General features: G+C 47.5%; 10 protein-coding genes. 5 read left to right on the top strand and 5 right to left on the bottom strand.

Annotated features, from left to right (window positions below; translation table 11 throughout):
* Nucleotides 1-69: 69 nt before the first annotated feature.
* The 4 genes from recC (at nucleotide 70) to L5L91_RS10000 (ending at nucleotide 10,317) form a co-directional block, all read left to right on the top strand.
* Nucleotides 70-3,852: an exodeoxyribonuclease V subunit gamma gene (recC, locus tag L5L91_RS10015; RefSeq protein WP_263236354.1), complete on the top strand. Its 3,783-nt coding sequence runs from the start codon at nucleotides 70-72 to the stop codon at nucleotides 3,850-3,852.
* Nucleotides 3,849-7,637, top strand: coding sequence for an exodeoxyribonuclease V subunit beta (gene recB / locus L5L91_RS10010; protein WP_263236352.1), 3,789 nt, complete (start codon nucleotides 3,849-3,851; stop codon nucleotides 7,635-7,637). The genes recC and recB overlap by 4 nt, the downstream gene beginning before the upstream one ends.
* The gene (gene recD, locus L5L91_RS10005; protein ID WP_263236350.1) at nucleotides 7,634-9,826 is read left to right on the top strand and encodes an exodeoxyribonuclease V subunit alpha; all 2,193 of its coding nucleotides are present in this window, start codon (nucleotides 7,634-7,636) and stop codon (nucleotides 9,824-9,826) included. The genes recB and recD overlap by 4 nt, the downstream gene beginning before the upstream one ends.
* A 95-nt stretch (nucleotides 9,827-9,921) precedes the next feature.
* Complete coding sequence (locus L5L91_RS10000) at nucleotides 9,922-10,317, top strand: hypothetical protein (protein WP_263236349.1); 396 nt, start codon at nucleotides 9,922-9,924, stop codon at nucleotides 10,315-10,317.
* Between the two features lie 164 nt (nucleotides 10,318-10,481).
* On the opposite strand, the gene L5L91_RS09995 is transcribed toward L5L91_RS10000, so the two are convergent.
* The gene (locus tag L5L91_RS09995; protein ID WP_263236348.1) at nucleotides 10,482-10,952 is read right to left on the bottom strand and encodes a GNAT family N-acetyltransferase; all 471 of its coding nucleotides are present in this window, start codon (nucleotides 10,950-10,952) and stop codon (nucleotides 10,482-10,484) included.
* A gap of 321 nt (nucleotides 10,953-11,273) precedes the next feature.
* Between L5L91_RS09995 and L5L91_RS09990 the strand changes: the two genes are divergently transcribed.
* Nucleotides 11,274-12,287 carry a D-alanine--D-alanine ligase gene (locus tag L5L91_RS09990; protein ID WP_263236344.1) on the top strand — a complete coding sequence of 338 codons (1,014 nt, stop codon included), beginning with the start codon at nucleotides 11,274-11,276 and terminating at the stop codon, nucleotides 12,285-12,287.
* A gap of 206 nt (nucleotides 12,288-12,493) precedes the next feature.
* Here L5L91_RS09990 and L5L91_RS09985 read toward each other — a convergent pair whose 3' ends face one another.
* The 4 genes from L5L91_RS09985 to L5L91_RS09970 form a co-directional block, all read right to left on the bottom strand.
* Nucleotides 12,494-14,758 carry an EAL domain-containing protein gene (locus L5L91_RS09985; protein WP_131524970.1) on the bottom strand — a complete coding sequence of 755 codons (2,265 nt, stop codon included), beginning with the start codon at nucleotides 14,756-14,758 and terminating at the stop codon, nucleotides 12,494-12,496.
* A 148-nt stretch (nucleotides 14,759-14,906) separates the two neighbouring features.
* Nucleotides 14,907-16,121: an RsmB/NOP family class I SAM-dependent RNA methyltransferase gene (locus L5L91_RS09980; RefSeq protein WP_173245073.1), complete on the bottom strand. Its 1,215-nt coding sequence runs from the start codon at nucleotides 16,119-16,121 to the stop codon at nucleotides 14,907-14,909.
* Between the two features lie 144 nt (nucleotides 16,122-16,265).
* Nucleotides 16,266-17,537, bottom strand: a complete 1,272-nt coding sequence (locus L5L91_RS09975; protein WP_263236341.1) for a sugar MFS transporter — start codon at nucleotides 17,535-17,537, stop codon at nucleotides 16,266-16,268.
* Between the two features lie 141 nt (nucleotides 17,538-17,678).
* A complete protein-coding gene (locus L5L91_RS09970; RefSeq protein WP_263236338.1) occupies nucleotides 17,679-19,301 on the bottom strand; it encodes an alpha-glucosidase family protein in 1,623 nt (540 codons plus the stop codon).
* Nucleotides 19,302-19,453: the final 152 nt, after the last annotated feature.

Raw genomic sequence — 19,453 nt, 5'->3', positions numbered from 1 at the left:
CAGCAATAGTGTTGAATCTTATAAATCAAACACATAGAATTGTTTTATTGTCACCATGCCGAGTTGCACATGCTAAAGTTAATCCAGTCCAATCAGATGGAAGTGCTCTGCGCCCATTTAGCCGCTTACCTGACCCAACCCCTTGCTTTTGCACGTCTACTGAGTAACGAGCATATTCTGGTGCAGAGTCCCGGCATGTCGACTTGGCTACGCCTCGAAATCGCCAAACAAAATGGAATTGCTGCCGCATTGGAATTCCCGCTGCCATCGAGCTTTACCTGGCAGTTGTGCCATGACTTATTGCCCGATGTGCCCAAGGACAACGCCTTCACTAAGGCAGCGATGACCTGGAAGCTGATGCAACTCTTACCGCGCATGTTGCAAGATGACGCCTTTGGGCCATTACGACACTATCTAAGTCATCAGCAATCCAGCACAAATGCCGCCGACACGAATGAACAGCACAACACCCGTGATATGACGGCTGACGACATTAAGCTGTACCAACTCTGTGGCCGCATTGCCGATATCTTCGACCAATACTTAGTGTATCGCCCCGATTGGATTTTAGCGTGGGAGCAAAACGAGCATCCCGACTCACTCACCAAGCCGCTGAATGAAGACCAACGCTGGCAACCCATTTTATGGCGCGCGCTCATTGCCTTTAACCGTGATGAGCTTAATCAAAGCCATTACCACAGGGCCAACCTGCACAGTGACTTAATTGCAGCGCTGAATCATCCCGACACGTCACTCGCCAAATTGCCACAACGCTTATTTGTGTTTGGCATTTCCTCGATGGCGCCGCAAACCCTTGAAGTGCTTTACCATCTAGCAAGTCGTATCGATGTGATAGTGCTGGGTTTAAGCCCGTGTCAGCACTATTGGGGCGACATTGTTGATCCCCGTAATCGTGCCCGCATGGCGGTGCAATATGCGGGTAAACGCCAATTAGCCGAACTGTGGGAAGATAAACTCGAAGTGGGTAACCCGCTGCTTGCCAATAACGGCAAGATGGGCCGTGAATTACTCGATATGCTGCTTGAGCTCCCCGCCGAACACTGCGACTTTGGCGATGATGTGTATTGTGAGCCCTGTGACGATCCCAACTCGCCGCACAGTCACGCCAGCATGCTCCACGGGGTGCAATACGATATTTTAGAGATGCAAACCTTAGACAGAGTGCTAGGGCCTGATGCCGAGCTGTATCAGAATGTCGAGAACAGACGCCTGCTTAAGCGCGACGATGAATCCATTCGAGTCAAGAGTTGTCACAGCCCACTGCGGGAAATCGAAACCCTGCACGATCACTTGCTTGAGTTACTCAGCAATGATATCGACCTGACGCCTAAAGACATAGTGGTGATGATGCCCGATGTCGCCGCCTACGCGCCCTACATCGATGCTGTCTTCCCGGCGAAGCAAGGCCTGCATTACGTTCCCTACGCCATTGCCGACCGCGGCGCAGCGCAGGAATCACCGCTCATCAATAGCTTTTTAAATTTACTCGGGATTAATCAGAGTCGTTTTGGTCTGACCGACATTTTGAGCATACTCGAAGTGCCCGCCATTTTGCGCCGTTTCCAGCTCGATGACGATGAATTGCAACTGATCCGCCGCTGGTTAGATGAAGCGGGCGTGCGCTGGGGCCGCGATGAACAAAGCCGCCTTAAGCAAGGTGTGCCGGCGTTTGAGCAAAACTCCTGGGCCTTTGGTATTAAAAGGCTGATTTTAGGTTACGCCTTGAGTGACGATGCGCCGCTCTACCAAGACCATCTTGTCGTCACTGGCATCGAAGGCCAATCGGCGCAGGCGTTAGGTAAGCTACTCAATTTTATTGAAGTGCTCGATGAAACGGCGCAAATACTCGCCCTGCCGCAAGTGGGCGCCCTGCGTTTAGCGGAATTAACTGAGCTACTAGATGCCTTCTACGACACCGATGAAGACGAGCGCGAACAATTGCAGGAAATCCGCGATGCCATCGCCGCCCTAGAGCAAGAGTTACTATCGGCGGGTAAGCCCGTGGATACAAAAACGTTAGAGACAAACCCGCTAGAGGCGCTAACCCAAGAGCGTATAAGCGGACTGAGCCTCAGTATTGAAGTACTGCAGCAGTGGTTTAATCAACGCTTAACCGAATCTCGGGTCGGCCAGCGTTATCTTGCGGGAAGCGTGAACTTTTGTACCTTAATGCCGATGCGATCGATCCCCTTTAAGGTCGTGTGTTTACTCGGCATGAATGATGGGGTTTATCCTAGGGTTCAACATCCCGTTGGCTTTGATTTAATGGCACACTTTGGTGCCCGTAAAGGCGATCGCTCCCGCCGCCTCGATGACAGATATTTGTTTTTAGAAGCCTTATTGTCGGCGCGGGAGCAACTGTATATCAGCTACATCGGACGCAGCGAACGGGATAACTCTGAGCGTATCGCCTCTATGCTCGTCTCTGAACTGATTGAATATTGTCAGCTGTGCTATCTGCCTGAAACGCTATTGGCTCAATCGCAAAACGCTTCAAGCCCCATAGACCCAGAGGATGCCGAAAAAGCCCTCTATAACGCAATTGTCAGCCACCAGCCGCTGCAACCCTTTGATCCCAAGTTGTATCAAGCCACAGTAAAAAGTGATGACAAAGATGGCTCGGCGGGCATAGGCCAAAGTTACAGCCTGCAATGGTGTCCGCCCAATGCGGGCGCTGCGGGCACACATGCGGGCCGCTTTATCGGCGCGCAAACTCGCATCATGCTCGAAGCGGATGAACAAGACTCAGTGCCAGATACAGAGGCACAGCCAGCTTCTGTGCACGAACAACAGCAAAGCAAGCAAGTGGATGTGTCTGCCCTGATCCGTTTCTTTCGAAATCCGGCGCAGTACTTCTTCAACCGAACGCTTAAAGTCGATCTCAGCCTTAATATTCAGGCCGATGATAATGACGAGCCCTTTAGCTTGAATGCCCTAGAGCGCTATATGTTACAGGCCAAGTTACTCGATGATGCCATAGGCCAAGGCCTAACTGAGCCCGATATCGAGCTGATTAAACGCCTCAAAGCCAGTGGCACTTTGCCCATGCAGCCCTTCGATGATTTGCTACTGCGCCAATATCAGCATGATATTAAACCTTTGATTGGCAGAACCTTGTTCCTCAAGGGAGAACAAGCCAGCAGTCACGCCGATATTAAACTCGTGTTTGACTTGCCCATCACGGCGGGTAAATCCCAGCAAGTGTTACTGCAAGGTCGTATCGATGACATCAGCCCTAAGGGGTTAGTCAATTACCGTCCCGGTAGCGCCCACGGTCGCGATGTGCTGAGGTTATACCTTCGCCACCTGTGTTTAATGGCAATGGGCCACACACATGCAAGCTATCTACTCGACATGGGGCATTTCCACGCCCTAGCGCCAATCACTGCTGAACGCGCCCATGCGTTACTGGCCGATTTGCTGGTGCTGTTTTATCAAGGCCAACAACACCCACTGTGTTTTATGCCGCGCACGTCACTGGCCTACGTCAGCTGCGAGGGTGAGCACGATGAGCGTTTGCAGCAAGCGTTACCCGAATGGTTAGATGAGCAGAGTCAATTGGGTGAAGCTGCTTTTGGAGAAGGAAATGAACCCCATTACCAGCGATTATTCAGTTTCCCGCGGGATTTCTCTGAGGATAGCTTTGGCGCATTAGCCGAGCGTATCTATCGCCCTATGGTGAGTTTATATCTCAAAGACACGCTGGCTCAGCTTGAGGAATTTGCGCTCAACGATGGCATGAGCCAAGGCCCTGCTAATGAACACGCGACTGACACACAAGCTCTCGCACCACATTTGAACCGCAATAGCGCACAGGGAGAGCAAGCATGAGTGAACACATGCCGTTGAACACGCAAGCCTTACATTCAGCACCACAAGCGCTTGATCCTCTCACTCTGCCCTTTGGCGGTAGTCGTCTTATTGAGGCCAGCGCAGGCACAGGTAAAACCTACACGATTTCAGGTCTTTATTTACGCTTATTGCTTGGTGATGGCATTCTTGCACCGCTCACCTGCGAACAAATTCTCGTGGTCACCTTCACCAATGCGGCCACCGAAGAGCTAAGGGATCGTATTCGCCGGCGTATTCAAGTCGCCTTTAAGTGCTTCTTAGGGCTAACGATTGCCGATCCCTTTGTACAGGCGTTGTATGACAACACCCCAGAGAATGAACGCGCCATTGCCCTGCGGCGGTTCGATCTCGCCCTTAAATCCCTCGATGAAGCGGCGATTTTTACCATTCACGGTTTCTGTCAGCGAATTTTATCGGATCTCGCCTTTGAGTCTTCCTTACTGTTCGAATCGGACTTTACCTTGGACGACAGCGAATTTTTGCACCATGCCGTGCGGGATTTTTGGCGTGAGGCCTGTTATCCGCTGCCCGATTACTTAGCGCAAATCATTGCCAAGGAATTTGGCGAGCCCGATGGTTTAGTCAAACAGTTGCGACCGCTCCTTGGCGCCAGTCAAGCAAAGCCTCTGAAACCCGCGCTTAAGTTTGATGCCTTAGCCCTGTCACTACGCCAAAGTTTAGAGCGCTTTAAATTAGCTTGGCCAAGGGGACGCGATGGCTTATTGGCATTGCTACACAGTTTGCCACTCAACGGCACCCGCTTTGGCAAAGCAACGGATAAGTACCCCAAGCTCGCCGCCATGTTCGATGCACTAGATAACTGGCTCGCCTTCGGTCATGGGTTGCCGCCACTGAAAGAATTAGAAGCCTTATCGCTGTCTGAGTTAAAACTCAACAAGGGCGGCGTGCTCCCAAGTGTGAGCGAAGCACCGCTGATGGATCATATGGAGCAACTCGCCACATTGATTGCCGCCATTACACCGGCATTTTTATATAGCGCGAAACTCGGCATAAGCGAGCGATTTGCCCAGCAAAAACAACAAAAAAATGTGCTGACCCCAGATGACTTACTCACGACATTAGCGAGCGCGTTAAACGCCAATAACGAAACCTTGCCCAAAGCCGTGGCAACACGTTTCCCCGTCGCGCTTATTGATGAATTCCAAGATACCGATCCGCTGCAATTTGCGATCTTCTCTGGCATCTACCAAGACCGCTACTCGTTTGAGCAGCAAGGCAAAAACGGTACAGAAAATAAGCTCAGCCTGTTGATGATTGGCGATCCTAAGCAAGCCATTTATGCCTTTCGCGGCGCCGATATCCATACCTATATTGAGGCCCGTCATCATACGCAGGCCCACTATCATCTGGATACCAACTACCGCTCAAGCGCAAACATGGTTGCTGGGGTCAACCATCTGTTTAGCCAGCATCACGATCCTTTTATCAATCAATCGATCCCCTTTGATAGCGTGAAAACGCCCAGCAGTGCTAAAGGGAAAATCCTCACTGAAAAAACCGCAAACCCCGCCGCCTTAAGATTAAGACTCTTAAGTGAAAGCGCAGAAAACGGCCTCAACAAAACCACGGCAAGACACTTGCTCGCCGAAGACGCGGCGGCACAAATTACCCGTTTACTGACAGATGCAGCCAATGGCGAATGCCACGGCCCGAAAGGGCCTTTGATCGCTAAAGACATCGCTATCCTAGTGCGGGATCGCAACGAGGCGGCGGTAATGAAAACCGCCTTGAGTAAACGCCACATAGGCGCAGTATTTTTAAGTCGCGACAGTGTGTTCGATACCCTTGAAGCGCGGGAAATGGCGTTAATTTTGCGCTCTCTAGCGAACCCAAAAGATGAACGGGCACTGCGCAGCGCCCTAGCCACGGCATTATTGGGCTACAGCGCCGAGCAAATTCATGCCTTTAACCAAGATGAAGAACACAGACAGCTGTTATTAGAGCAATTTTTTAACTTGCACCAAGTGTGGCAAAAACGCGGCATCATGCCCGCGCTACTCAGCCTTGCCAATAGCACTAAACTGATTGACCGTTTACTGCACACCGCCAGTGTAGAGGTAGATGCTCAAGAGCAAGATGCCACAAACGGTGAGCGTCGCCTGACGGATTTTCGCCACCTTGCCGAGCTATTACAACAAAAGGCCACCGAACTTGATGGTATGAGTGCCCTGCTCAATTGGTATGAACAGCAACTGATTGATAACACAGGCACCGATGAACAGCAGCTGCGCCTTGAAAGCGAGCAGAATCTGGTGCAGATCGTCACTATCCATAAGAGTAAGGGTCTTGAGTATCCCGTATGTTTTGTGCCCTTTGTCAGCCTAGCCCGCGACAATCGCCGCCGCCCTACGCCTATGCTGTACCACAGAACTAACGATGCAGGTGAGCAAGAGCTAGTATGGGATATCGAAGGCACGGATGAGGGTTGGGAGCGCGCAAAACAAGAAACCTTGGCCGAAGACTTGCGCCTTTTGTATGTGGCGCTCACTCGCCCTGTGTATTTGTGTTACTTGTATATCGCCAACCACAGTCGTCAGCTTAAAAATGGTCTTAAAAGTCAGCTACATGAAACCGCTATCGGCTATCTATTGGGCATAGGCGACTCAGAATGTGACTTTGCCCGTATCTGCAATGCTGCGCAGCAGCTCGCCCAAGATGTGGAAGCCATAAGTCTTGATAAGGTGCCCGATGACATAGACGAGCGGCCATTGCCCTCAAGCCAAGACTTAGCACAAATACTGAGCGCGAAAACCTTAACCCGCCAATACAGCACGCCGTGGCGAGTCGGCAGTTATTCAGGTCTCGTTAAAAATACCAGCCATGGTAAAGCCGCTCCGGGTGCCGACGATGAAATATTAGGTACGCTTGAATATACGGCTGCGCAAACACTCTCTATTCCTGATGAGGCAAGTCATGATCTGCAGGATGACATGCTCAATCGCTTTAACTTTGAGCGCGGCGCCAATGCCGGTAGCTTTATGCATTTAGTGTTAGAAGAGATTGATTTTACGCAGGCAGAAATCGACTTACCGCTGCAATTGCCTAAAGCCATGCTGCAATATGGTATCGCGCCCGAGTGGCAAACAGTATTACATACTTGGTATTTGGATGTGCTGCATACACCGCTCTGCGCGATACCGCACGCCTTAGAGTCGCAAGTCACGGGGCATGTAAGCGCCGTCAAACCTGCTCATCCAGATCTGTGCTTAGCCAAGTTATCGCCGCAGAATACCTTAGTCGAAATGGAGTTTTATTTACCCTTAAGCGAACTTAAAGATACTGAGCTCAATGCGCTACTGCAGCAGTTTGGCTATGAGTCGACACTTAAGTTTGATGATCTCAAGGGCATGCTCAAAGGCTTTATCGATTTAACCTTTGAATACCAAGGTCAATATTATATCGCCGACTATAAGTCGAATCATTTAGGCGACAACATCAATGCCTATCATCAGAGCGCGCTGCAAAGCGCAATAACCGATCACAGGTACGATTTGCAGTACATTCTCTATTCATTGGCGCTACACAGGTATTTGAGTTTACGCCTGCCAAGTTATGACTACGACAGCCACATAGGCGGTTGTTATTACTTGTTCTTACGGGGAATGTCGGCTCAATATCCCGGCTATGGTATTTATTACGACAAACCGCCGAAGGCACTTATTCTCGCGCTAGATTCACTTTTTAATGACAATTTATTTCACAGCAGATTGGCTCGTGCAATAGATACAGGAGTCACGGCATGATGCGCTCAACCCAAGGGCTAAATGCACATTCACTCACAGCAGCGAAATGGATAGATCATGGCGCAATTCAGCTTACAGCGCCGCTGCCAGAGCTGTTAAAACAGTGGGAGCAAGAACGACTGCTCACACCGCTCGATCGGCATTTCGCACTCGAAATGAGTCTCTTACATCCAAGCGACAGCCAACATCCCTTGTTTATTTTGCTGTGTGCGCTATTAAGCCAGCAATTATCTTCACAGCACAGCTGTCTAGTGCTCGCCCATATTGTGCCACTTAATCCCATGGCCGAACAAAATAGCCATTGTAAAATCACCTTAAGCCTCGAAGCACTCACTGAGACCTTACAAACCTTTGATGCCGTCGGCCAAGCGGGCAGTAACAAACCGCTTATTTTTGATAATGGCAGACTCTATTTACAACGTTATCATCAATTTGAAACCTCAGTGGCCGCTGCTTTAATTCGCTTGTCCGGAAGCGTATCTAAGCACTTATCTGAAGAAGCAAGCCACCAAGAGCAAACTCAAACTGCTAAGTTGAGGTCACTGCTAGATCAACTGTTCCCTGCCAATGTGCTCGCGCCCCATGCACTCACTACCAATGTACTAACTAACAGTGAAGACACAGCACCCATTGATTGGCAAAAGGTCGCCACGGCCACAGCGCTGGGTAAAAAACTGTCGGTGATCACTGGCGGCCCAGGGACGGGCAAAACCACTACTGTGACTAAGCTTTTGTTATTGCTACAAATGGAATCACAGCAGGAAATCCGTTTAGTCGCGCCAACGGGAAAAGCTGCGGCTCGCTTAAGCGAATCAATCAAAGCCTCAAAAGCGCGTCTGGCGAAGGAACTCAGCGCCCATGCTGATGTTGGAGCTCTCAATAGAAATAGCCAAGACTTTTTAACGGCTCTGGGACGTATTCCAGAGGAGGCATCAACCTTACACAGGCTGCTTGGGGTGATCCCAAATTCGCCGCACTTTCGCCACCATCAAGGTAATCCGCTTAGGCTCGACTTATTAATCGTCGACGAAGCCTCTATGGTCGATTTGCCCATGATGTACAAACTGCTCAGCGCACTGCCTGAGCACGCCAGTTTGATTTTACTCGGCGATCAAGACCAACTCGCCTCGGTTGAGGCTGGCGCTGTGCTCGCCGATATTTGTGCGGGACTTAAAATACCAGTAGATCCCAATAACTTTGCTCAGAACAACATAGCGTCAAACAGCCCTGCTCTGTGGCAAATGCGCTATTCCAAAGAACAAGCCCAGCGTCTGAGTGCTTTAACGGGTTTTGAGTTAACGCCCTATATCAGCGACGCCCCTAAACTTGGCGATAGCTTATGTATGCTAATGCACAGCCACAGATTTAAAGGCGATGCAGGGATTGGACTGCTCGCCAGTGCCGTCAATCGCGCAGATCTTCAAGGCATTTTGCAGGTATGGCAACAGGGACCTGCAGAATTGAGCTGGTTAGAACACAGTATGATCGTAAGCCAAACCCAAGCCAAAGTAAGCGAGCCTGCTAATAATGTGGGACTCAATTTACTGCTGGAGCAAGCCTGCCAGCAATATGGCACTTATCTCAGCGCCTTGAATAGCGATACGAGTAATAGTGATTTAAGCAAGCGTCCAAGCACAGCTGACATCATTGAACGCTTTAACCAGTACCGTATTCTATGTGCTATGCGCTCGGGCGATTATGGGGTTGAAGGCATTAATCAGTATGTGACTCAAGCACTGGCCAATGCCAAGCTGATTAAACCGCTACAGGAGTTTTATCTGGGTCGGCCCATTATCATCCAAAGCAATGACTATAACTTAGGCCTGTTTAACGGTGATATCGGATTGATTTTGCAGGATGAAGATAAACCCGAACGTTTAATGGCGCACTTTATCAAGGCCGATGGCAGCCTATTAAAAGTCTTGCCAGCCCGTTTGCCCAGCCATGAAACCTGTTATGCCATGACAGTACACAAAAGCCAAGGCAGCGAATTTAGCCGTGTGGCCTTAGTATTGCCGCCGAGCCCCAGCCTAGCCCAATGGCAACTGCTGACCAAAGAGTTGGTCTACACCGCCATCACCCGCGCTAAAGTCCACTTTACCTGCTTAGGCACCCAGCACGTATTCGAGCGGGCCAGTAGCCAAGCAACCCAACGCGCATCGGGTCTTGCCGACCGCCTTTGGGGGTAAATGAAGCTTTGTGGTCAATGGGGAACACTTTAGGAACTACATTTTAAGATATGGCTTTTAGATTTACTCTAACCATGAAACTAAGGATTTAAACATTGATTAAAAAGGACATTATTACACTTAAGGATCTACAAGCCGTTATTGCCTTGTTTGACGCCATAGCACCAGGTGCCGCTTTACCTAAGCGTTATTATGAAAAAACCCGCTATATCCAGTGGTCAGAATTTAAAGACATGCAGGTATATGCACTCGACTTTGAGCCCTATTTAACGATTAGCCAGCGTTGTAATATGACGTATTTTGGCATACATCAAAGTACGCGACGTTTATACCTAGCACACTGTAATGATGCTGGCCACGCACCGCGCTGGGAAGCGAGACCAGTGACCTTAGCGCAACTAATGGATGTCGAGTTAATGGTGAATTTACATAAAAATCATGCCTATAACTTAGGGCTAAACATCTGTTTTGATCTGAACTATTTACTCTGAGCTTTGGTATTAATGTACAAATTCGCATGACTGAATATCGGTGGTGGGCCAGGCAATATCAGTTGCTAAAATCAATTTGAAATTATCAATGTCACCCGCAACGTTTTTCCGGTACCCGAAGGCACAAGGACAACGGATCTGATTATGCTCGCTCGAGCCAAGAATTAGCCGTTTGGTTCGCTCAAAACTAAGCTGTAGCGAAAAGATGTTTTGGTAAACCCTATACTTTCATAGTATTGCTGTGTGGCAATGCGCTGCATCGATGTAGTGAGTTCGAGTAACTGGCAATTCTCTTGCTTTCCCCTCTTTTTCGCAAAGGCAATCAACTGAGAGCCAACGCCCTGACCCCGCATGTCGGCATCCACCACAATTGCGGTTATACGACAGATACGACTCAAGGCGGGGAAATAATCAAAGAACATTAAGGCCATCACAGCGACAACTTGCAGGTCACCCTGCGCATTATGTTGCTCATACACCAGTAATTCATCACTGCGGCGCAGAGAATCATGCTGATATTGGCTTAACGTCTGGGCTAAAGCGGCATGGGACAAAGAATAACCGAGTTGCTCAAGTAATACCTGCACACTATCTGTATCCTGTAAGCGGGCTAACCGAATGTTTTTATTCACCATGAGATACCATGTTGTAATCTGCCTAAAGTCAATGTCACTCGTACTGGGTTGCACAGTTTAGATGACGGTGACGAAGCAATAGTCCAACGACATTGCCATCTCACGCCACAAAAATCAAAATAAACCCGACAAAGGCACAACCCCATATTTGCAATGCGATGTAATGCGTTAAAATTCACCACTTAATAGCCATCAGTCAGCAAAACCTTGCACTCATAGGGGCAAGAAAACTAAGATGACAGCGGCTGTACTATAGGATGATATTCGTATTGCCACAGGCCGATGTCATCCGATTTTGCTCACTTTGAGGAATCACCCACAATGTCTAAGATCAACCTGCTTTTGCTGTGCGGCGGCGGAAGTGCCGAACACGATATTTCACTCATGTCGGCCAACTATTTTGAAACCTCACTGGCAAAATCCGAGCAGTTTTCCGTCTTGCGAGTCGAACTGGATAAATTTGGTCAATACCGCACCGCTGCGGGTGATGATTGTGAACTGACCAATAGCCGTGAAATTCGCTTCCGCGATGAGAGCAAAGCCCCATGGCCGGTCGATTACGTCATTCCCTGCATTCATGGCTATCCCGGCGAAACAGGTGACATTCAATCCTATTTTAACCTAATCCAACTGCCCTATTTTGGCTGTGAGTCCGAGGCTAGCAGTAACTGCTTTAATAAGATCACCGCTAAAATGTGGTTCTCGGCCTTAGGTATTCCGAATACTCCGTATATTTTTCTAAACCAATTCGATGATGCAGCAATAGAGCAAACCCAAGCCGCATTAGCACTATGGGGATCCATCTTCGTCAAAGCGGCCTCACAGGGTTCCTCTGTTGGTTGTTATAAAGTCGATGACAGCGATAAAGTCGCTGGCGTGCTTAAAGATGCTTTCGGCTATGCGCCCTATGTTATCGTTGAAAAAACCATTAAAGCCCGTGAATTAGAAGTCGCAGTATACGAGTACAACGGTGAAGTGGTGGCGACAGTACCAGGTGAAATCATCTGTGATACCAACACCTTCTACACCTTCGATGAGAAATACGCCAAAAACAGTAAAGCACGCACCGATGTGGTGGCACAGAATGTGTCAGCTGAGATCAGTGAACAAATCCGCGCCTATGCAATCAAAGCATTTAAAGGTATGAAATTGCGTCACCTGTCGCGCATCGACTTTTTCTTAACCGCGGATAATGAAATTTTACTAAATGAAATCAATACCTTCCCAGGTTCTACGCCGATTTCTATGTTCCCCAAAATGCTGCAAAATCACGGTCATGACTTTACTGAATACTTGAGTCTAGTGATTAACAGCCAGATAACCGCTAAATCTTAGCGCTCGCCACCTGACTCAATGTAAACTCAGAGACTCAGTGCAGCACCTGTTTTCAGTAATAAAAAGAGCGCCTCGGCGCTCTTTTTATTTATTATTTTTCAATGTTTTATATCTAAAACTTGAATTATTACCTTACATCTAAACCCAATATCAAAATCAGACTGTCACTGATTAAGCCGCCCTCACATCTAGGTCAAACATCTAGGTCAAACGTCAAAACCCTTATGCAGCTCAGCTTGCTTTGCCAACAGGGCAAAGAATGCAGCTTTGGGCATAGGCTTATAAAATAAATATCCTTGAATTTCTTGAATATGATTCGCCATTACAAATTTAAGCTGGGACTCAGTTTCTACCCCTTCTGCCGTCACAGTTAAATCTAACGCATGGCTTAAACGCACTATGGCCTCCACCAACGCTTCGTGACGTTTGCCTTCATCTAATCTGTCGATAAAGCTCTTATCGATTTTAATTTGATCGATAGGAAAATTAGCTAAATAAGATAGAGATGAGTAACCCGTCCCAAAATCATCTAAGGAGATTTTAATCCCTTTAACTCGCAAACCATTAAGTACATCAATAAGATACGTATGCTGCTTCATCAATAAAGATTCAGTGATCTCAAGGGTTAATCTGTCATAAGGGAAATCTGTCACCTCAAGTTGCTCGGTAATCGCAGCAAAGGATTCCACAAAGGCATCTTGTAGTTCATGGGACCAAAACTCAAAAGTCGAGACATTCACCGATAAATTAATGGGCCAATTTCGTTCCTGCATTTCTAAAATAGTCTGCATAGCACCAAGGCGAACATCTCGACCAATATCAACGATTAAACCACTATTCTCAGCGATGGGAATAAATTCATCGGGTGGAATAAACGTTCCCTCATGCTGCCAGCGCAGCAGCACTTCAGCACGGACAATCAAGCCTGTGGTCGCATTGACTATGGGTTGGTAATAAAGCTCGAAGGTATGCTGATCTAATGCCTGCTTAAGCTGATTATGAAGGCTAGCAACACGCTCGGCATTTAGCTGCATTTGTTCAGTAAAAAAATGATATCGATTGCGACCATTTGCCTTAGAAATATACATGGCCTGATCGGCACAATTTAACAACTGTTCAAGATCGAGGGCATCTTCAGGAAAACGGGCAATCCCTATACTTACCGAGCTATAAACGCCTTTTCCATCGGCTAGCACATAATGTTTTGCCACATTTTTGTTAATTGTATCTGCAATTTGTGCCAATTCTTTCTGGTTAACAACCCCAGGTAATAGCAAGGCAAACTCATCCCCTCCTAAGCGTGCAAACACCATAGTGTCATCGACACACTCGCTGATCTGTTTAACCACTTGCACTAACAGTGCATCACCTTTGTCATGGCCATGGGTGTCGTTAACTTGCTTAAAGTTATCTAAATCCATCAACATAAAACTAAAGCCGGGAGTCAAACTGTCGGAGGTAATTAACGCTTGGATCTGCTTGAATAACGCATTGCGGTTAGCAAGTCCGGTAAGAGAGTCATTATTGGCCTGATACTTAATCAGCTGCGCCGCTTTCTTACGTTCACTAATGTCTGAAAATAGCCATGCAAAACAGGGTTGCTGACCATTGGATTCTCGGAAGGTCGTGACGATAAGGTCAAGATAAAACTCCTCGCCATTTCCCCTAAGACCCACCAACTCACCCTGCCACATTCTGTCCTGAGCTAAATGCTCAAATAACCCCACTAATTCATTAGATTGGGATGATGCTAAAAAAATCTTAGGATGAAAGTTAGCGATATCAGTATCTTGAGGGATAACTATATGTCTGAAAGCAGGATTAGCATAGAGAACTGCATCGTCAGAATTGGAAATAACCAGAGCAAGGGGTAAACGGTCAAAAATTTTCACAGCTAAATGCTGAAATTCCATTGCACGACTGCGTTCAATGGCTAAACTCGCCAGTCTTGCCGCCTCAGAAATGAGCTCTAAATCCTGCTCTGTTGGGGATTTTATCGTGTCATAATACATGGCAAATGTGCCTAGCACTTTACCATGAGTATCTTTGATAGGTTCTGACCAACAAGATTTAAGACCTGCACGTAATGGCAGTTCTTTATAATTAACCCAGTAAGGATGTTGAGCGATATCTTCAACGATGACACGCTGCGCATAATAGGCTGCCGTGCCACAAGAACCCACATTGGGGCCAATTTCGACACCATTAATGGCTTGATTGTAACTGTCGGGTAAATTGGGGGCGGCACCTAATAACAGACGTTTACCGTCAGCACTGAGCAGCAACACAGACCCTCTGGTTCCTACTTTTTGAGCTTCGATTTTTAAGACTAAGGCGTGCAAGATTTCATGTAGCGGTGCGCCATTGAGCAGCATAGAAAGAATACTGCTATAACAAGCTATGCTGACATTGTGGGCGAGTTTAACGTCTGCATGATCGAGCAGATCTGGAAGGTTAACGCCGTACGCCATAATTTCCTTAAGAGCAAAGTTGCAATATAAATACTGATTAACAATGTTAAATATTTATAACTTATAAGAAATTCTAGGCACTAATGTTAATTAAGTAAACCCTTTACCTACGCGGTAAAAGGTTTACTTTAGTCTAAAAAGCAATGCTTTATTCTTGAATACGTTCAAGTTTGGCAAGGTAAAAGCCATCAAAGCCGCTATCGGCTGGGCTGATACTTTCATCCTCAATCAGGCGAAAGTTGGGGTTCTCGGCTAAAAACGCATCCACTTGACCGCGGTTCTCGCAAGGAAAGATAGAGCAAGTCGCATAGACGACTATGCCACCGACTTTGACCATGCGGCTGTAACTGCTCAAAATGTGTTTTTGCAGTTCCATTAACACGGGTAAACGCTCTACGGTATCACGCCATTTTGCATCGGGATTACGCTTTAATACACCCAAACCAGAGCAAGGCACATCAAGCAATACTCTATCGGCACTGAGCTTTAAGCGTTTAATGGTTTTACTGCTGGCGATAACACGGGTTTCGACATTGTGTGCCCCATTACGACGCGCTCGTTCCTTAAGTTTGTCGAGTTTCCATTGCTCCACATCCATGGCCAACAAGCGTCCTTTACCCTGCATTTGCGCAGCTATGTGTAAAGTTTTACCACCCGCACCCGCGCAAGCGTCGATCACTTTCATGCCAGGTTTAGCATCAAGCGCCGCCGCCACGCGCTGAGAGCCCGCATCCTGCTGCTCGAATAAGCCATCTTTAAAGCTTTGTGTACGGAACAAGGCTGAATCGGAGGTCACTTCAAGGGCGGAATCGACCCCATCAACACAGAGCGTGCTCACAAACTCAGCGGCAAGCTTAGCGGCCAGTTCATCACGAGTCACCTTAAGGCTATTAGCGCGTAAAAAACGTTTCGGCGCTGTACTTAACGCGGCGCGCTCTTTTTCCCAAGACTCACCTAGTTGCTCACGGCCCATAACATCGAGCCACTCAGGGCAACCGTCCCACAACACCGGCTTAGTTTTCGCTTGCTCGATACGCTCAGCTAAACGCACCTCATCAACTTGCAGCGAATATTGCATTTTAGGCAGTTCAAGCCCGTGAAATAAATGCCAGGCATTAAGCAATTTAGAGCCAAAACGCTCCATCTCATCTGGACTAATTTCCGCCAGATAACAATATAAATTTAAACGACGTAGGATATCACCCGTCGTTAATGCGATACGCGCCTGCTCGGCGGGTACTAATTGCAACCCAGAAAAATGCTGAGAATAGGCCCGATCTAAGGGTTTTCCTTGGCTCAGCACCATAGTTAAGATACTGATCACTAATTCGTTCGAGCTGGCAGAAAGCGGAGAATTCAACATTTAAAAGGTCACCATGAATGATAAAACCGGAGGATCATAGGAGGTCAGGCCTTAATACGCAAGCGCGCTGGCGCCGAGTTAAGGTTAAAGCCATAAAAAAAAGCGATCCTAAGATCGCTTTTTTGCCACAGTCAGTTTAACCCATTACATTTTTGAGCCTTTAGCCCCGTAGAACAGGATAAAGCCATAACAAATCACGGGCAGAATAAAGGCGAGTTGCACGCCAAGATTATCCGCTAACATGCCTTGGAATAAAGGCAAAATCGCGCCGCCCACAATCGCCAAACACAGAATGCCACTGCCCTGTGAAGTGTGTGGACCTAAATCACGAAGTGCTAAGCTGAAGATCGTTGGGAACATAATCGAGTTAAATAACCCCACCCCAAGGATTGCCCACATGGCAATGCTGCCACTGGTTGTCATCGCTGCAATCACAAGTAGCGCCGCCATAAAAGCATTAAATGCAAGCACTGAGCCTGCTGGTACTTTTTGCATCACCACAGAGCCAATGAAACGTCCCACCATAGCGCCGCCCCAATAATAGGCGATGTAATGGGCGGCTTCGGCTTCTGGCATACCCGCTATATGGCTTTCACCTAAGAAGCTAACTAAAAAGCTACCGATAGACACTTCTGCGCCGACATACACGAAAATACCCACAGCGCCGAGCACTAAGTGCTTGCTTTGTAAGGCACTGGTTTTACCTAGATGGGTCTGAACTTCACCTTGAACACTTTCATCATGCTCACGGATCACAGGTAAATCTAACTTCGCAAAAATCAGCGCTAAAATTGCCAAGGCGCCAGAAAGTAACAGGTATGGCAGTTTAACCACTTCTGCTTCAGCGCTCGCTTGGGCTAAATCGCCTGATACTGAACTGGCAACAGAAAGAATTAACATAGCACCAAAAAACGGTGCAACCGTTGTGCCTAAGGCGTTGAACGCTTGCGTTAAGTTCAAACGACTCGACGCAGTTTCGCTACTGCCTAAGGCATTGACATAAGGATTAGCTGCCACTTGCAGGATTGTGATGCCGGATGCCAAAACAAATAATGCACCGAGGAACAAGTTGTAAGTAGCGAGGGCCGCCGCAGGATAAAACAGCGCACAACCAATACTTGCAATCACGAGACCAGTAACAATTCCCTTTTGATAACCCAGCTTTTTCACTAAGTTACCCGCAGGGATTGAGACTAGAAAATAAGCACCGAAGAAACAAAACTGGATCAACATGGCTTGAGTATAATTCAGTGAAAACACCGCTTTAAGATGCGGGATCAGAATATCGTTCAAGCAGGTGATAAAACCCCACATAAAAAACAGTGAAGTCAATGAGATCAAGGCAAAACGATAACTGCCCGACCCATTTTCGCCAGTGCTGCTCGTGTAGCTACCGGTATTAATTGATGACGCCATAGTTATTCTCTCTGTATGTTTTTATTATCAGGAACTAATTAAGGTTACATTCCCCATGGTGCCCGTGGGCGGGTTTATATCAAACTGTGGGCTTGGGATCCCGTATCTATAACACTTCAACCGAATAAAAATGAATCATTTTCACTTTAACACTGCATAAAAGCTGGTAAATGCCGAAAACTTCAGCTGATTGTGTTCTATTTGTGCGGTTTTAAGGCCATGTCCCGTCAGCGACTCACTGATTTCAAATGCAGAGAAATCAAACTCGACCTCGGTATCACCTAAATTGAATCCCACGAGCACTTTTATATCGCCTAAGGTGCGAACAAAGGCCAAAATGGGCTCCTTTGTATCAACAAATTTAATATCACCTTCAACTAACACTGGGTGTAACTTACGCCAAGCCAGAAAACGTCGATAACCATTGAGCATAGAATCAGCATCAGATTCTTGTACATCCACAGCTAACGCTTGGTGCGCAGGTGGAATTGGCAGCCAAGGAGAAACATCACTAAAGCCAATAAAGTCAGCGCCTTGCTGCCACGGCATTGGCGTACGGCAACCATCACGCCCCTTAAACATAGGCCAAAATGTTTTGCCAAAGGGATCTTGCAGCTCATGGTATTCAATTGGCGCCTCGGTTAGACCGAGTTCTTCACCTTGATAACTACATATACTGCCGCGCAGCGAACTTAGCATGGCATTGAGCATTTTGACCATGTCTGAATTCAGCTTACCTTGCCCCCAACGACTCGCTACACGCTGCACATCATGATTGCCGATAGCCCAACATGGCCAGCCATCACCTATGCTCGCTTCCAAAGCCTCTACGGTTTGGCGAATATAACTTGCGCTGTAATCATCAGTAAGCAACTCAAAACTGTATGCCATATGCAGGCGATCTTCGCCCTTAGTGTAGGCAGCCATTACAGCCAAAGAATCTTCGGCAGAGACTTCGCCTAAGGTCACCGCTCCTGGATAGCGATTGATGAGCTTTCGTAAATCTTCAATAAAAGCGATGGTTTGCGGACGGTCATTATTGTAGTAATGGTATTGATAAGCGTAAGGGTTATCTTCACTGAAACCACGGCCCTGACGTTTATCCTTAGGCTTTGGCGGATTATCCCTGAGCAGTTCATCGTGATAACAGAAGGTAATGGCATCTAAGCGGAAGCCATCTACCCCCTTTTTAAGCCAAAATTCAACGTTATCCAGCACAGCTTGGCGCACTTCGGGATGATGGAAATTAATATCGGGCTGACTACGCAGGAAGTTATGTAAATAGTATTGCTGTCTGCGCGGTTCCCACTCCCAAGCACAACCGCCAAAAATCGCGAGCCAGTTGTTAGGCGCTGTACCGTCTTCCTTAGGATCGGCCCACACATACCAATCCGCCTTGGGATTCGAACGGTTCTCGCGGCTCTCAATAAACCACGCATGTTGGTCCGAGGTATGACTTAATACTTGATCAATAATGACCTTAATACCTAAACCGTGGGCTTTTTCAATCAATTCATCGAAATCATGCATAGTGCCAAAAAGAGGGTCAACTTCGCGGTAATCACTGATGTCGTAGCCAAAATCTGCCATAGGAGATTTAAAGAAAGGTGAAATCCAGATGGCATCGACATTGAGACTCGCAATGTAATCCAGCTTTATGATAATGCCGCGTAAATCCCCGACGCCGTCACCATTAGTATCTAAAAGGCTACGCGGATAAATTTGGTAAATCACTGCACCACGCCACCACGTTAACTCACTCATTGTTGCCCCTTTTATCATTATTCTACAGCGAACTTTCCCTGACACACTCAAGCAAACAGTTATCGTTTTGTTACTGCAGAGTAAAGTCATCGCGGCTTCTTTTGTGTTACCGAGCATACGTGAAGAGGGAAATAAGGTTCAATACACCTGCA

Origin of the sequence: Shewanella sp. SM55 (assembly GCF_025654025.1) — a bacterium.
GTDB lineage: Bacteria > Pseudomonadota > Gammaproteobacteria > Enterobacterales > Shewanellaceae > Shewanella > Shewanella oncorhynchi.
Note: the sequence above shows the minus strand (reverse complement) of the source record. Positions and strands in the feature narration are given on the sequence as shown.

What these genes read in the sequence shown, in the direction of transcription:
- recC (WP_263236354.1), top strand. Translation starts at nt 70, where the DNA reads ATGCTAAAGTTAATCCAGTCCAATCAGATGGAAGTGCTCTGCGCCCAT.
- recB (WP_263236352.1), top strand. Translation starts at nt 3,849, where the DNA reads ATGAGTGAACACATGCCGTTGAACACGCAAGCCTTACATTCAGCACCA.
- recD (WP_263236350.1), top strand. Translation starts at nt 7,634, where the DNA reads ATGATGCGCTCAACCCAAGGGCTAAATGCACATTCACTCACAGCAGCG.
- L5L91_RS09995 (WP_263236348.1), bottom strand. Translation starts at nt 10,952, where the DNA reads ATGGTGAATAAAAACATTCGGTTAGCCCGCTTACAGGATACAGATAGT.
- L5L91_RS09990 (WP_263236344.1), top strand. Translation starts at nt 11,274, where the DNA reads ATGTCTAAGATCAACCTGCTTTTGCTGTGCGGCGGCGGAAGTGCCGAA.
- L5L91_RS09985 (WP_131524970.1), bottom strand. Translation starts at nt 14,758, where the DNA reads ATGGCGTACGGCGTTAACCTTCCAGATCTGCTCGATCATGCAGACGTT.
- L5L91_RS09980 (WP_173245073.1), bottom strand. Translation starts at nt 16,121, where the DNA reads ATGTTGAATTCTCCGCTTTCTGCCAGCTCGAACGAATTAGTGATCAGT.
- L5L91_RS09975 (WP_263236341.1), bottom strand. Translation starts at nt 17,537, where the DNA reads ATGGCGTCATCAATTAATACCGGTAGCTACACGAGCAGCACTGGCGAA.
- L5L91_RS09970 (WP_263236338.1), bottom strand. Translation starts at nt 19,301, where the DNA reads ATGAGTGAGTTAACGTGGTGGCGTGGTGCAGTGATTTACCAAATTTAT.